Source organism: Psychrobacter cibarius, assembly GCA_030686115.1.
GTDB lineage: Bacteria > Pseudomonadota > Gammaproteobacteria > Pseudomonadales > Moraxellaceae > Psychrobacter > Psychrobacter cibarius_C.
Genome location: CP131612.1, coordinates 2604195 through 2619224, shown reverse-complemented (window position 1 = coordinate 2619224; position 15030 = coordinate 2604195). Strand labels below are relative to the sequence as shown.

Sequence of the window (15030 nt, the reverse complement as noted above, 5' to 3'; positions counted from 1 at the left end):
CATCCTTATAATCAAGGTCAGCCCTCACGCTATTATTAAACGGATTTGATGGTTTAACAAACCATTAGCACTCTAGTAATTCATGCAAAATTGCTCGTATTACTATTATTGACCGTATTACGATAAAGAGTAGGGACTGCCTAAATCAGCGAATTATAAAAATAGGAAACATCTTATGAGCAATACCGATAATGACACATCAGATATCAAAAAAGCTGCTGAGCAAGCAGATAGTCAGAAAATTGCGCGAAATCTCAAAGACAATAAAGAGGTCGATGCGCCTGAAGCATTAAGTAAAGACGAGCAAACTTCTTTTATTGAAGATGATTTGCGTACGGATAAATGATAAATAAGCTGTGATATAAACATTTGGATTAACTTATTTTATATATTAATGACATATTGATGCGAGGGATCTGCAATGCCAAATAATACTCAGCCAAACCATGAAGAAGCGGTACCAGTTCGTGATCCAGCCGCCTTACACCCAGACAATGCACAAGACAGTTATGAAGGTCGTAAACACGAACCTAATATCGATGGTCCACAACAAGAGTCGCAAGAAACCGACGAGATATATGTTGACCCTCGTAAAGAAGAGAATTTACCCGCTGGTGGCAAGAACGTCGCAGATCTGAATGCCTATGACTTAAGCCAAGAAGGCAATGAATAGTACGGCTTACAGGCTAAGTTGAGTTGGGTATTAAATCAGGCTCACCATTTGCTAAACCGCCATAAAAAATCTAAGCACATTAAGCAATTGCCAAAACACGAATAACAATAATAAGGATATAGCCATGCAAACCAATGATCCAGCACTTACCAAGACACGCATCAGTGAAAATGATGACTTAATCGATAGTCATGATTCTGCTAATAGCTTCTCTAGTAGTCCTACTTCTAATGAGCATAGTGATACTGATAGTGGCATTGAAAAGAACATCACTGAAAATAAAGGAACGGATACTTTTAAAGAAGGCGTCGTCCACTCAGAGCATGTCAATGATAATGACAACCCTGCACGTCAGCCTGATCGTCGAGACCAAGAAGGTAACGCCTTTGATGATGGTGTGAATGAGCATACGATGGTTAGCGAGACATCCAAAAGCGAAGGTATTAACAACATGAATCGTTATGCAAATATCGATAACGCCCAAACACGGGTGTTAAATCCTGACGAAAAAGATTAATAGCTTTTTATAAAAAATCGAATGAATACAGATTTTTTATCTTTATAGAATGATTATGATGATAATAATAAGGAGTAATGATGAATACGCCAGATGACAAGGCTGTCAATCAAGAAGACCGTCAGTTAAGAGATGCGAACGATAACCATGGCATCGTACCTGATGATGCGCTACAAAAAGTCAATCCAGCAGCGGCAGAAAGAGCAACCGATGATCACGATCCTCATCATGTTGCGAAGGATAGTAAAGAGTACGACAGCTCATTAATGAAAGATGATAAATAACCATTCATTTTGCTATAACGAAGTTTAAATAAAAGGCTAATAAGTGAAGTAGCAGACCAGAGCATTAAACTTGGCTAGTTACTTCACTTATTGTCTGTATAATTTTTACTGTATAAGAGGGTATCTAATCTAAAGTGATACCTAATCTTATGTATTTAAGCAGGTGTGCCGCTATGAAAGCGTAGCTCATTATCTGGGCTAGAAATCAGTTCTGCTTCTACTTCTTTAAAAAATGCGACGCGCTCATCAATATCATCCTCAGACAGTGATTGAGCCAAGGCTAAATAATCCTCAAAGTGACGACTCTCTGACTTAAGTAAGTAGCGATAATACTTTGCCAAGCGTTCGTCGTCGATGACTTCAGCAAGGGCGGCAAAACGTTCACAAGAGCGTGCTTCGATAAATGCGCCAATTATCAACACATCAACCATCGCTGCTGGCTCATAAGTACGTTTGTGTTTTAACATGCCTTTAGCATAACGTCCAGCACTCAGATATTTCCACGCCTGACCACGGTCATTCATAATACCTAAGACCTGCTCATAATGCAGCATTTCTTCACGTATCAATTGCGCCAATTTACGCTGCAAATCATAAGAAAACTCATAGCGGAATATGAGATTCATGGCAGTGCCAGCGGCTTTTTTTTCGCAATTGGCATGATCTTGAATGATCAGCGGTACATTCGCAATCGCCGCATCAACCCAAGCTTGCGTTGTGCGAGCACCCAAAAAACTATAAACAGCAGATAGGTCAACTTTGATCGGGGTGCGTAGCTTTGCGATATCGACATCGTCCTCTTCTATCTCGTCTTTTACTATACGAGGTTCTTCTATATTGCTGTTGTTCATAACTTTGTCGTTACTGTTCTTGGTTCTTATATCTTCTTTATTCATAGTTTTTGCCATAATCGAACGTTTAAAAAATCTTTTACTAATATCAAATAGATAACAGTTAAGCATAAATCCGTGAGGTAATGATTACTGACAGTTTGTCTATGCGATATCAATTATTGATCGATAAGTGCTAATAAAACCGCTTAGCGCCTGTATCATATAGGTTATCATTATAATACAACCCCAGTATTTATCTAGTGAATGATGTTTTCTTGTTTATTTCTTTATTTGATAGTAGGATGATATTTTGCTTAACCGCTATTTTGTCTTACTATTGATGTGTCGCCATATTGTGTTGTCGCAGTGATGATGCTTGCCAATGTTATGCAGTTGAAGCTGTTTACAGTGGGTACAAGACAACCGAGCTCAAATCGTACACTGAGCACATTAAGCAAGGTTGACACCATCATCCGTTATAAATGCTTTGACCATGCTAATGGCTAAAGCGGCAAAAATATAGGTTAATAGCATAGCATAAATAGTTAATTCGCTAATCACCACAAGCTTGTAAGATATATCAGTAGGTTTGCTTAGTATTTCATCTAAATTTGGAATAGATGCCTAAGACCAACAATGTGTAGTCATTGCGGTAGCAACTTCGTATTCACACCCCTCACGAACAGATAAGGATAACAACATGAGCCAGTCTTCTAACGCCAATCATATTCAAAGAGGCATTCTTGCCATCGACCAGCAATTGTATGACTTTATTGAAAACGAAGTGCTGCCGAAAGTCGGTGTTGATTCAGACAGTTATTGGTCAGGTTTTGAAAAAGTCATTAAAGAGTTTACGCCGCGCAATAAAGCATTGCTCGCAACTCGTGACAAGATTCAAGCGCAGATTGACCAGTGGCACCTGCAACATCCTGCCAAAGACGGCAACATTGATTATCCTGCTTACAAAGCATTCTTACAAGAGATTGGTTATCTGTTGCCAGAAGGCGATGATTTTAAAGTTAGCACAGAAAATGTCGATGATGAGATTGCTCATATTGCAGGCCCGCAGCTGGTCGTACCAGTACGTAATGCGCGCTACGCATTGAACGCAACCAACGCTCGTTGGGGCAGCTTGTATGATGCTTTATATGGTACTGACGTTATCAGTGACGAAAATGGTCAAGAAGCAAAAGGTGGTTACAACCCAACACGCGGTGCTGCTGTCGTTGCTTATGCCAAACAATTCCTGGATGAAAACTTTGCATTGGTGTCAGGTTCATATAACGATGCAACCGGCTTTAAAGTGGTCGATGGTAAGCTTGAAATTGTCCAAGGTGATAGTAGTACTGAGCTAAAAGATGCCGAAAAATTCGTTGGTTTCGTCGGTGATGCAGAAAGCCCAACGGGTATTTTATTAAAAAACAACGGTTTGCATGCAGAAATTCAAATAGATGCCAACCATCCAGTCGGTAAAGACGACCCTGCACATATCAAAGATGTGCTGCTTGAGTCAGCTATTACGGCAATTCAAGACTGTGAAGACTCAATCGCTGCCGTCGATGCAGAAGAAAAAGTGGAAGTGTATCGCAATTGGCTTGGTCTCATGAATGGTGATTTGATAGAAACCTTTGAAAAAGGTGGCAAAACCCGCACACGTCAGCAAAATCCAGATCGTGAATACACCACCCCAGATGGTGGTAAGCTTATCCTGCCAGGTCGTTCGTTATTGCTGATTCGTAACGTCGGTCACCTCATGCAAAACCCTGCAATATTGGTCGACTTGGGTGATGGTCAAGAACAAATATTTGAAGGCTTAATGGATGGTCTAATTACACCACTATTAACGCTCAATGACCTTAAAGGTAAAAATGCGCTATCGAATTCACGTAAAGGTTCAATGTATATCGTTAAACCAAAAATGCATGGTCCTGAAGAAGTCAAAATGGCCAACGATTTATTCAATGCAGTAGAAGACTTATTAGGATTAGAGCGTAATACCATCAAAATCGGTATCATGGATGAAGAGCGCCGCATGACGGTCAACTTGAAAGAAGCCATCCGCCAAGCAAAAGAGCGCGTCATTTTCATTAACACAGGTTTCTTAGATCGTACTGGTGATGAGATGCATACCAGCATGAATGCAGGCCCATTTGTACCTAAGGGTGAGATGAAGTCACAAGTATGGCAGCCAGCCTACGAGCAGTGGAACGTTGATATCGGTTTAGAGACTGGTTTACAAGGTGTTGCTCAGATTGGTAAAGGCATGTGGGCGAAGCCTGACGAGATGAAAGAGATGATGGACACCAAAGCTGCACATCCTAAGTCTGGAGCCAGTACCGCATGGGTACCATCACCAACAGGGGCAACCTTGCACAGCATGCACTATCATCAAGTGAGTGTTGCTGATGTTCAAGACAGCCTAAAATCACGTGAGCGTGCCAGCTTAGACGATATTTTGACCATTCCATTAGCCAAAAATACCAACTGGACTGATGAAGAGAAACAGCAAGAGCTAGACAATAATGCTCAGGGCATCTTAGGGTATGTTGTGCGTTGGGTAAACCAAGGCGTTGGTTGTTCTAAAGTACCGGATATCAATGATGTGGGTCTAATGGAAGACCGTGCGACCTTACGTATCTCAAGCCAACACATTGCCAACTGGTTGCATCACGATGTCGTGAGCGAGCAGCAAGTGATGGATACGATGAAGCGTATGGCAAAAGTGGTGGATGAGCAAAATGCAGGCGATAGCGACTATCAGACGATGGCAGATAGCTTTGACCACTCTTATGCATTCAAAGCGGCCTGTGACTTAGTGTTTAAAGGTCGCGAGCAGCCAAGTGGCTATACTGAGCCATTATTACATCAGGCACGCCTTGATCTAAAAGCAGGCTGTTGATATTGTGCAGGTTAACATTAAAATATGGCATACTTGACATTCTATTATGATACTGTCATGACTAAATGAGGCTTGTTATTGGCTTTTATACTTAATAAGAAGTCTGTGATAGCCATTGACTAAGGTTATAGTCTGGAAACAAGAGCAGTGAAAATACCTTTTTTACTGTTCTTGTAGCAATTTTCCGATCTCAATTGTGACTGTCAGTATGTCATAAATCACATTTATTATTTTTTATTAGCCCTACTTGTTAATCAACAAGTAGGGCTTTATTTTTGTTAATGAAAGGGTATTCATTACGATAGTTTCAAGTTCTTGGTAATTATATTAATCAATAATATCTTTATCTATTTGAGCGGATAGGGATTTTTTTACAATGACCTACATTCTATAGTAGATATGGCATTCAACAAATACTGGGTTTAAAAATTTAAAAAAAATGTTGCAAATTATGTCAAAGTTGTTATGCTTGTATTCGAAGTATGAGTTTGGTAACGGATGTTACGCAACGGAGCGATAAAGACCTAAGATTACATGGCAGTTACTTTTTAATCCCAGTTATGTAAGTCATTGTTTTTTTCATCTTACTGTAATAGAACTTCGCCACACTTGTTTCTGACTAATCTCGGTAGCCAGTTACACATTATATCTTTGAGGATTTGTGACGATACCATTATGAGCACCAGCTAATAATAGCTAGCTTATTACTAAAATTGTAAAGTGGAGATACCCCATGAAAAAACTACTTTTAGCTACAGCAGTTGCTGCCCTATCTGTATCTGCAGCCAATGCAGCGCCGACTGTCTATGGTAAAGCATTCTTAGCTCTTGACTATGTCAATGCAGATTTCAATGCAACTGCGGCTGGTGAAGATTTCGATGAAAACACAGTAGAAATCAACTCTCATTCTTCACGTTTAGGCTTTAAAGGCTCTGAAGCCATGACAGCCAATACTGATGTTATCTATCAGTTAGAGTATGGCACAAGCATCGATGGTGATAATGCTACTTTCTCTAACCGTGATACTTATCTTGGTATTAACAACAAGCAGTTCGGTGAGTTCCGTGTTGGTAAAAACCAATCTAGCCTAGACAGAATTAACAACGTTGTTGTTAACGAAGGCTATTGGGATAACATGGGTACGAATGAAATGGAAGATGACGTTGTTGAAGCGTTGAATATGGCTGATAGTGGTCGTATCAATAGCTCAGTTATTTGGACTGCACCAAAATACAACAACCTACCATTAGAATTGTCTGCTATGTATAGCTCTGATGATGATAATTTCAACAATGATGCTGGTTTTGGCGTTGCAATGATGTTTGACCAAGGTACTGGCTTCACTGCTGGTGTGGCTTATGACAAAGACCAAAACATCAATGGTGATATCATCCGTGGTACTGCAACTGTAGACTTAGGCAAATTCATCGCAGCCCCTGTAACACTTGGTGCACTATATCAAGTAGCTGACTATGACTATGCTCGTGATACTAAGAAAGAAAAAGGTTTAGTGGTTAGCGCTGCAATGGGTCTAACTAACTTTGCTCGTCCAGCATCTGTATACGCACAATACAACAAAACTGACAACCTTAATGGTTGGAATGACGCTAATTCAGATCAAATCGTTGTTGGTGGCAAATACTTCTTTAAAGACAACATCATCATGCATGCCTACGCTGGTATGAACAATGCTGATGATCTTAAAAGTCTTAATGTAGATGATGGCATGATAGTGACTAGAGGCGATGCTGAAGTATTCGTAGTTGGTAGTGGTCTAGAATACAAATTCTAATCTAAGCATTAGAATCTGATTATAAAAACTCATCCTTCGGGGTGAGTTTTTTTTGTTATATCCTTTTTGAGTGGGTAGTGCGTTATAATAGCTAAGTACTAAAAATTGAATGTTTCAAAGAGTTTATGCTTTTGCCCTATATTTTTTGACGTATTTTTAGTAAAATCCTTCTTTACCAATTACCGACAGAGTACTATGACCAAGTTTATATTTGTGACCGGTGGGGTAGTGTCCTCACTAGGAAAAGGTATCACCGCAGCCTCTCTTGCAGCGGTCTTAGAAGCCCGTGGCGTGACCGTCACGATGACCAAGATGGATCCGTACATCAACGTCGATCCAGGTACGATGAGCCCATTCCAGCATGGCGAAGTATTCGTCACCGAAGATGGTGCAGAGACTGATTTAGATTTGGGTTACTATGAGCGCTTCTTACGCCATTCAAAAATGAGTAAGAGTAATAACTTTACTAGTGGTCGTATCTATCAAAACGTTCTAAATAAAGAGCGCCGTGGTGAATATCTTGGTGGTACAGTACAAGTTATTCCACATATCACTGATGAAATTAAGAGTAAAATCTTAGCCAGTGGTGAAGGTTATGATATCGCTATTATTGAGATTGGCGGTACCGTTGGTGACATCGAATCGTTACCATTTATGGAAGCCGTCCGCCAAATGCAAGTAGAGCTTGGTCGTAATAGAGCCATGCTGATGCATTTGACGCTAGTTCCTTACATTGCTAGTGCAGGCGAAACTAAAACCAAACCAACGCAGCATTCAGTAAAAGAGCTACGTTCTATCGGTTTGCAGCCTGACATATTGATTTGCCGCTCTGATCACCACATCTCGCAAGACAACCGTCGCAAAATAGCGCTGTTCACCAATGTGGAAGAGCGTGCGGTTATTATGTGTGAAGATGCGCAAAGTATTTATCAGATTCCACGCACGCTTCATGAGCAGGATCTTGATGATTTGATCTGTGAGCGTTTTGGTTTAGATGTACCAGAAGCAGATTTGAGTGATTGGGACAAAGTGGTTGAAGCGCAGCTTAATCCTGAAATGAGCCTTACGGTAGCGATGGTTGGTAAATACGTCGAGTTACCTGATGCTTATAAGTCGATCAACGAAGCACTGCTGCATGCTGGTATCACTCATAAAGCCGATGTCAAAATTGACTATGTCGATGCTGAGCGTCTAGAAGATGATGACAGTTTATTGGTGCAGCTACACAATGCCGATGCCATCCTAGTACCGGGTGGTTTTGGTGAGCGTGGTACCAATGGTAAGATAAAAGCCATCACTTATGCTCGTGAAAATAACGTGCCATATTTAGGTATTTGCCTTGGTATGCAGTTAGCAGTGATTGAATACGCGCGTAATGTACTCAAAATCAATGCCAATTCTTCTGAGTTTGATCGCAAAACGGCAGAGCCTATCATTGGTCTCATCACTGAGTGGTTAGATGAGCGCGGCGAATTACAGATTCGTAGTGATGACTCGGATCTTGGCGGCACCATGCGTCTAGGCGCGCAGCAAGCCGAATTGGTTGCTGGTAGCAAGCTTAGCCAAATCTATGGCGCCAAAAATATCACTGAGCGTCATCGCCATCGTTATGAGATGAACAATCGCTATATCGAGCCATTAGAGCAAGCAGGTATGACCATATCTGGTTATTCTGCCAAGCAGCATCTAGTAGAATCGGTCGAGATTGCTGATCATCCTTGGTTTGTCGCCGTACAATTCCATCCTGAATTTACCAGCTCGCCACGCGGTGGTCATCCACTGTTCAACAGCTTTGTAAAAGCGGCTAAGAACTATAACGAAAACAAATAATCGTTAACGTATAAAAGCTTACACGTATAAACAAGACTGATCTTCGGATTGGTCTTTTTTTTGCGTTTAATTTTATGACTGTGGCTATGAATGAGATTGTTTTTAAGCAATAAACATGACAATTTTTCTAATGGTTGGTCAGCAATTACGCTTAACCCCTTTTTTTACTGAGTCTATCGGTTACAATATGGGAGAGAAATATTAATAACAATAAAGAGGGCAACGACTTCATGGAACATTTATCAACAGCGCAATCACATATCAAACTTACTACGCCAAATGGCAATACTCTTAATATCGGTAACGACCAACCATTTGTGTTATTTGGTGGTATGAATGTTTTGGAATCAAAGGAATTGGCGTTCGAGATTGCAGAGCAATATGTCGAAATATGTCAGCGTTTGGGCATTGGCTATGTCTTCAAAGCCAGTTTTGATAAAGCCAACCGTTCAAGCCTGCACTCATATCGAGGTCCTGGATTAGAGCAGGGTATTGATTGGCTGGGGCAAATCAAAGAAAAGTTCCAAGTTCCTATTATCACGGATGTACATGAGCCGTATCAAGCGGCACCCGTCGCTGAAGTCGCAGATATCATTCAACTACCTGCATTCTTATCACGTCAGACAGATTTGGTACACGCGATGGCGAAAACGGATGCGATTATCAACATCAAAAAAGCACAGTTTTTAGCGCCGCATGAGATGCGTCATATCGTTAACAAATGCCTTGAAGGTGGTAACGATAAGTTGATCCTTTGTGAGCGCGGCAGTGCCTTTGGTTACAATAATTTGGTCGTTGATATGCTTGGTTTTGATACCATGAAGCAGATGGATATCCCCGTATTTTTTGATGTGACACACAGTTTACAGCAGCCAGGCGGCCGTAGCGATAGTGCGGGTGGACGCCGTGAACAAATCACAACATTGGCACGAGCAGGGATGGCGACAGGACTGGCAGGGTTGTTTCTAGAAGCGCATCCAAGCCCAGAGACTGCAAAATGCGATGGTCCGTGTGCGCTACGTATGAGCCAGTTAGAGCCGTTTTTGCGTCAGTTGAAGCAAATTGATGACTTGGTCAAAGGCTTTGAGGTGTTAGATACCCATTAATGTATTCACAGACAATAAAAGGCTGAGATTATGGCGATGCAAACAGCAACAGTCAGTATCGAAAATATCGATGATGATGAAGGATTAAAGAGTGTGATGACAGCGCTGAAAAATATCACAGGGGTGACGGCCATCGAGCTTGATCCTGAGAATCATGTTGCCACCATACGTTATGAAGATACAGACACCAGTATCCATGCGTTTACGGCGGCAATTAGGACGGTCGATTATGTGACCCAGCCATTTCCTCTTGATGCACCGCAAAACCCACGTCATGATGATTAGACGTTATTCTAAAATAAGCGCTATTGTCTGTCACTTAGGCATAAATTCACGGTTCCATTATTTACAGTTCCATTATTTACGTTTCTATTAATAAAGTGATAATCAAAGAGCCTTGTTGTTAACCGTGATAGGGCTTAAGCTGGTTAAGTGCTATTTTTATAACGTCTTAAAAGATAGCCGTCTTAAAAAGACAATTATAAAAGCAGTTCTTTAATAAAAGTATTTACCTATACAAACTCAGTTACAAAAATAAGGAGCCTCTCATGGCAAACCAAACACGTATTATTAAAATTGATGGCATGACTTGCGGTGGCTGTGTGGCCAGTGTGCATAACGCCACTGCCGATATCGATGGCTTAGACGATATCAGTATTGAGCTGGCAGATAATCAAGCGACGGTTACTTTTGATGATAGCAAAACCAGTGTAGAGACAATTGCTGCTGCTATCGACGATGCTGGCTTTGATGCCACTGTTGCCAATGCTTAACCTACTCCGTTTGTATTAAAAAACCGGCTATCAAGGCTGGTTTTTTAATGGTTAAAAATTATTGATAGTAGCGTACTCATTATTCAGTTCGACCATACTAATATTAAATTTAAAAGTGTGCTATTTGTTTGACTTAGATATTCCATCCACTGAGTTGCTGTCCTAGCTCAGACGACTTTATAACGCATAAACGCCATACCGAGTTTTATTTATGAATGATACTACCCAAACCGACAATCATGACGCCTACGATGTAAAAATTGACATTCAATCCAATACGCCGCTCGCGCCGCAGCGTGCACACTTGCAGCTAGCAATTGAGGGGATGACGTGTCAAGCCTGCGCCTCGCGAATTGAGAAGGTGCTCAATAAAAAGCCGTCGGTATACGAGGTGAGTGTAAACTTCGCTGGCGAGACTGCGAATGTTGATTATGACCCAACGCAGACCACGCCTGAACAAGTGACAGAATGGGTAAATAAAACAGGCTTCGTTGCCAATTTGCAGGCGGCCGATAGTTTGTTTGCAAAAACAGACGAAGATACCGCGACTCAGTACCCATGGCGCTTGATTGGGTTATGGGTTTGTTTGGTGCCATTTTTAGTTGGTATGGCAGGCATGCTCGTTGGTCAGGGTATGGCGTGGATGCCGCCGATTTGGACTCAATTTATATTGGCGACCATTGTACAGTTTGGATTTGCTTTACCATTTTACAAAAGCGCTTGGGCGTCGATTAAAGGTGGTCTTGCCAATATGGATGTGCTAGTCGTCATCGGTACCGTGACTATTTGGGCGTATTCAACGTATCTGTGGCTGACCCATGGCGATGGCACTTTAAACAGTTTGCTGCAAAGTGGTCATGCTGGTGGTCACGGTGCGGATGGCAGTCCTTCGGTGTATTTTGAAGCAGGCGTCATGGTCATTGCTTTTGTGCGTACGGGTAAGTATCTAGAAGAGCGCACCAAAAAACACAGCCTCAATAGTATCGATTTATTATTATCCTTAACGCCCGATGAAGTCGAACAGCAGCAGCCTAATGGTGATTTTCATAATGTTGCTCTTAAAGACGTGCAAGTTGGTGATATTTTGCGTGCCAAGCAAGGCAGCCGAGTTGCAACCGATGGGGTAGTTATCGATGGTGCTGGCTGGTGTGTGGAGAGTCATTTAACGGGTGAGTCGGTACCGCTTAAAAAAGAAGTGGGAGATAAATTATTAGCAGGGGCGTTGGTTGAAAATGGCAGCTTATTATACCGCGTCAGTGCTAAAGGTAGTGATACAAAGCTTGGTGATATGGTACAAGCCCTCAGCGATGCCCAAGGCTCAAAAGCCAATTTAGCCCGTCTCGCCGATAGAGTGACGGCGGTATTCGTCCCAGTCGTCGTTGCCATTGCGCTTATCACCTTTGGAGTGACGTGGTGGCTGACTGGGATGATTGATACTGCCTTGATGCATGCCGTCTCGGTGTTGGTCATTGCATGTCCTTGTGCTTTAGGTTTGGCAACGCCAGCCGCTATCATGGCTGGTATGGGTGTTGCCGCGCGTCATGGTGTCTGGTTCAAAGACGCACAAAGCCTTGAAGCGGCAGGCAATATTGATACGGTAGTGCTCGATAAAACAGGTACTTTGACCATTGGTAAGCCGACTATCGTGGACCATGTGATGGTGGATAAATCGATCGCAGTCGATGATGTGTTACAAATAGCCGCAAGCGTTGAAGCACATGCCAGTCATCCGCTAGCAACAGCATTGGTTAACGCGGCTACTGAGCGAAACTTGCCGTTGATGAATGTGACTGATATCAGTGTCATTAAAGGCGCTGGTATACAAGCAAATATTGAAGGTTTGGGTATAGTGAAAGTCGGTACCGCAGAGTTTGCTAATTTAACACTGCCTAAGCTGATGCCAAAGGTATGGCAAATTGCCAGTACCGTTGCCGTTAGTATTAATGAGGAAGCTTTGGGTGCTTTTGCTCTAGCTGACGACTTAAAAGTAGATACTCCGAAGGCTATTACTGCGCTACAAGATGCAGGTATTAATGTCATTTTGATGAGTGGTGATAAGCAGTCCGTCGTCGATCATGTGGCAGGGCAGCTGGGTATTGAACAGGCTTATGGTAAAATGAGCCCACGCGATAAGGCCAGTCAAATTGCCTTGTTGCAAACGGCTGGTCATAAAGTTGCAATGGCAGGTGATGGTGTCAACGATGCGCCAGCGATGGCAACTGCCGATGCAAGCTTTGCCATGTTTGAAGGCACAGATGTCGCCCAGCATAGTGCGTCTGCACGCTTGATGGGTGAGTCACTGATGCATATTGATGCCGCGCAAAAAATCGCTAATGCAACAGTGCGCAACATCAAGCAAAATCTGTTTTTTGCTTTTATTTATAACTGTCTGGGTATTCCGCTGGCTGCTTTTGGTTTCTTAAACCCTATGATTGCCGCCGCTGCGATGGCGCTTAGCTCTATTTCTGTATTAATGAATGCCTTACGTTTGACCCAATTTAAAACAAAGGTTGAGCTGGATAACACAGTATCTGGCTCCCACGCTAAAACAGAACGTCTAACAAAAGCATAAGAGTCATATGGCTCTTAATATTATAGGTGCTGAGACAAATCCATAATTGGTAATTTGTTTATCTAAGTGTGATTTTATCAGCGCCAGTCGGTGCAAGATAAGGGAAGTTTGGCAAAATTTATGCTATGATGCCAAGCACTATAGCTGACGATTAAAGTATTAAAAATCCCTTTAATCCTGCTCAAAACTTGCTGCTTATATAGATAAGAAAAGCTGGTTTGGGCAAGCACTATACGATATTTTGCTTTATCTTTTTTGTATTCTAGTTGCCGTTATTTATCCCACAAACTTGGCATGACCAAAGGAATTAACAGACATTATGTACGCTGAAGAAACCACCAACGTCACCGCAATTAAAGACATTCGCGCCCGTGAGATTTTAGACTCGCGTGGTAACCCAACCATCGAAGCTGATGTAATCTTAGCTGATGGCACTATCGGCCGTGCTGCTGCGCCAAGTGGCGCCTCAACTGGCTCACGTGAGGCATTAGAGCTACGCGATGGCGACCAAAGCCGCTATGGAGGTAAAGGCGTCAAAAAAGCCGTTGCTAACGTCAATAGCCAGATTCGCAGTGCTTTGATGGATAAAGACGTCACTGAGCAGCAAGCCATTGACGACGCTATGATTGCGCTCGATGGCACAGAAAACAAAGACAGTCTTGGTGCCAACGCCATGCTAGCGGTATCACTTGCTACGGCTAAAGCCGCTGCCAAGTCACAAAATCTGCCACTACATCAATACATTGCAAACTTGCGCAATCAGACGTCGCTGACGATGCCTGTACCGATGATGAACATCTTGAACGGTGGTGAGCATGCGGATAACACCGTTGATATCCAAGAGTTCATGATTGAGCCTGTTGGTTTCACCAGCTTCTCAGAAGCATTGCGTGCTGGTACAGAAATTTTCCACAGCTTGAAATCTGTGTTGAAATCACAAGGTTTAAATACTGCGGTTGGTGATGAAGGTGGTTTTGCGCCAAACCTGCGTAGCAATGAAGAAGCCATCACCGTTATTATGCAAGCGATTGAGCAAGTCGGCTATAAAGCGGGCGAAGACATTCATTTGGCGCTAGATTGTGCGGCTAGTGAGTTTTATAAAAATGGTCAATATATCTTGGCAGGCGAGGGCAACAAAGCCTTTGATAGCCAAGGATTCTCAGACTATCTAGTCGGCTTGGCGCGTCAATATCCTATTATCTCTATCGAAGACGGGCTTGACGAGTCTGATTGGGATGGTTGGAAATATTTGACTGAGCAGATTGGTGATAAAGTTCAGTTGGTTGGTGATGATTTATTTGTGACCAATCCTGCTATCTTGCAAGAGGGTATTGATAAGCATATTGCCAATGCAATTTTGATTAAATTTAACCAAATCGGTACTTTATCAGAAACGCTAGATGCGATCTATCTAGCGAAGAAAAATGGCTATGCAACTATTATCTCACATCGTTCAGGTGAAACTGAAGACAGCACCATTGCAGATTTAGCAGTTGGTACTGCTGCTGGTCAGATTAAAACTGGCTCACTATGTCGTTCAGACCGTGTGGCGAAATACAATCAGCTGTTACGTATCGAGCAACAAGTACGTGCAAGCTATCGTGGTCGTGAAGAGTTCATCGGTCTACGTGGTTAACAAGCCAGATTTCTTGCTACAGCTAGGCGATATGTCATCATTAATATGGTGATATATCGCTTAGCAAGCTTAGCTGGTTTTTTATTTTTATTATTGTCTCTATGTTGTTCGGCGT

Annotated in this window: 13 protein-coding genes; 12 read left to right on the top strand and 1 reads right to left on the bottom strand. The window is 42.2% G+C overall.

Annotation, left to right across the window (positions count from 1 at the left end; translation table 11 throughout):
* The first annotated feature begins 175 nt into the window (after positions 1-175).
* From Q6344_11120 to Q6344_11105, 4 genes are all read left to right on the top strand, one after another.
* Positions 176-346, top strand: a complete 171-nt coding sequence (locus Q6344_11120; protein WLG13144.1) for a hypothetical protein — start codon at positions 176-178, stop codon at positions 344-346.
* Between the two features lie 75 nt (positions 347-421).
* Complete coding sequence (locus Q6344_11115) at positions 422-673, top strand: hypothetical protein (protein WLG13143.1); 252 nt, start codon at positions 422-424, stop codon at positions 671-673.
* 124 nt (positions 674-797) lie between these two features.
* Positions 798-1190, top strand: coding sequence for a hypothetical protein (locus Q6344_11110; GenBank protein WLG13142.1), 393 nt, complete (start codon positions 798-800; stop codon positions 1188-1190).
* Positions 1191-1270: 80 nt separating this feature from the next.
* Positions 1271-1474, top strand: coding sequence for a hypothetical protein (locus tag Q6344_11105; GenBank protein WLG13141.1), 204 nt, complete (start codon positions 1271-1273; stop codon positions 1472-1474).
* Positions 1475-1629: 155 nt separating this feature from the next.
* Here the strand turns inward: Q6344_11105 and Q6344_11100 are convergent, their stop codons facing one another.
* Positions 1630-2382: a tRNA-(ms[2]io[6]A)-hydroxylase gene (locus tag Q6344_11100; protein ID WLG13140.1), complete on the bottom strand. Its 753-nt coding sequence runs from the start codon at positions 2380-2382 to the stop codon at positions 1630-1632.
* A 625-nt stretch (positions 2383-3007) separates the two neighbouring features.
* On the opposite strand from Q6344_11100, the gene Q6344_11095 reads away from it, so the two are divergent.
* The 8 genes from Q6344_11095 to eno all read left to right on the top strand — a co-directional run bounded on the left by Q6344_11095 (position 3008) and on the right by eno (position 14915).
* A complete protein-coding gene (locus Q6344_11095; protein ID WLG13139.1) occupies positions 3008-5206 on the top strand; it encodes a malate synthase G in 2199 nt (732 codons plus the stop codon).
* A gap of 733 nt (positions 5207-5939) precedes the next feature.
* Positions 5940-6998: a porin gene (locus Q6344_11090; protein ID WLG13138.1), complete on the top strand. Its 1059-nt coding sequence runs from the start codon at positions 5940-5942 to the stop codon at positions 6996-6998.
* A gap of 195 nt (positions 6999-7193) precedes the next feature.
* On the top strand, positions 7194-8828 hold the full coding sequence (locus tag Q6344_11085; protein ID WLG13137.1) for a CTP synthase: 1635 nt from the start codon (positions 7194-7196) through the stop codon (positions 8826-8828).
* A gap of 230 nt (positions 8829-9058) precedes the next feature.
* Positions 9059-9934, top strand: coding sequence for a 3-deoxy-8-phosphooctulonate synthase (gene kdsA / locus Q6344_11080; protein ID WLG13136.1), 876 nt, complete (start codon positions 9059-9061; stop codon positions 9932-9934).
* Between the two features lie 30 nt (positions 9935-9964).
* Positions 9965-10219: a cation transporter gene (locus Q6344_11075; GenBank protein WLG13135.1), complete on the top strand. Its 255-nt coding sequence runs from the start codon at positions 9965-9967 to the stop codon at positions 10217-10219.
* A 263-nt stretch (positions 10220-10482) separates the two neighbouring features.
* Positions 10483-10707 carry a cation transporter gene (locus tag Q6344_11070; GenBank protein WLG13134.1) on the top strand — a complete coding sequence of 75 codons (225 nt, stop codon included), beginning with the start codon at positions 10483-10485 and terminating at the stop codon, positions 10705-10707.
* 211 nt (positions 10708-10918) lie between these two features.
* Positions 10919-13279 (top strand): cation-translocating P-type ATPase, encoded by a 2361-nt coding sequence (locus tag Q6344_11065; GenBank protein ID WLG13133.1) that lies wholly within the window; start codon positions 10919-10921, stop codon positions 13277-13279.
* A gap of 319 nt (positions 13280-13598) precedes the next feature.
* A complete protein-coding gene (gene eno / locus Q6344_11060; protein WLG13132.1) occupies positions 13599-14915 on the top strand; it encodes a phosphopyruvate hydratase in 1317 nt (438 codons plus the stop codon).
* Positions 14916-15030: the final 115 nt, after the last annotated feature.

Bases quoted from the DNA above. Each gene is read 5' to 3' on its own strand.
- Q6344_11120 (WLG13144.1), top strand. From the start codon at position 176: ATGAGCAATACCGATAATGACACATCAGATATCAAAAAAGCTGCTGAG.
- Q6344_11115 (WLG13143.1), top strand. From the start codon at position 422: ATGCCAAATAATACTCAGCCAAACCATGAAGAAGCGGTACCAGTTCGT.
- Q6344_11110 (WLG13142.1), top strand. From the start codon at position 798: ATGCAAACCAATGATCCAGCACTTACCAAGACACGCATCAGTGAAAAT.
- Q6344_11105 (WLG13141.1), top strand. From the start codon at position 1,271: ATGAATACGCCAGATGACAAGGCTGTCAATCAAGAAGACCGTCAGTTA.
- Q6344_11100 (WLG13140.1), bottom strand. From the start codon at position 2,382: ATGGCAAAAACTATGAATAAAGAAGATATAAGAACCAAGAACAGTAAC.
- Q6344_11095 (WLG13139.1), top strand. From the start codon at position 3,008: ATGAGCCAGTCTTCTAACGCCAATCATATTCAAAGAGGCATTCTTGCC.
- Q6344_11090 (WLG13138.1), top strand. From the start codon at position 5,940: ATGAAAAAACTACTTTTAGCTACAGCAGTTGCTGCCCTATCTGTATCT.
- Q6344_11085 (WLG13137.1), top strand. From the start codon at position 7,194: ATGACCAAGTTTATATTTGTGACCGGTGGGGTAGTGTCCTCACTAGGA.
- kdsA (WLG13136.1), top strand. From the start codon at position 9,059: ATGGAACATTTATCAACAGCGCAATCACATATCAAACTTACTACGCCA.
- Q6344_11075 (WLG13135.1), top strand. From the start codon at position 9,965: ATGGCGATGCAAACAGCAACAGTCAGTATCGAAAATATCGATGATGAT.
- Q6344_11070 (WLG13134.1), top strand. From the start codon at position 10,483: ATGGCAAACCAAACACGTATTATTAAAATTGATGGCATGACTTGCGGT.
- Q6344_11065 (WLG13133.1), top strand. From the start codon at position 10,919: ATGAATGATACTACCCAAACCGACAATCATGACGCCTACGATGTAAAA.
- eno (WLG13132.1), top strand. From the start codon at position 13,599: ATGTACGCTGAAGAAACCACCAACGTCACCGCAATTAAAGACATTCGC.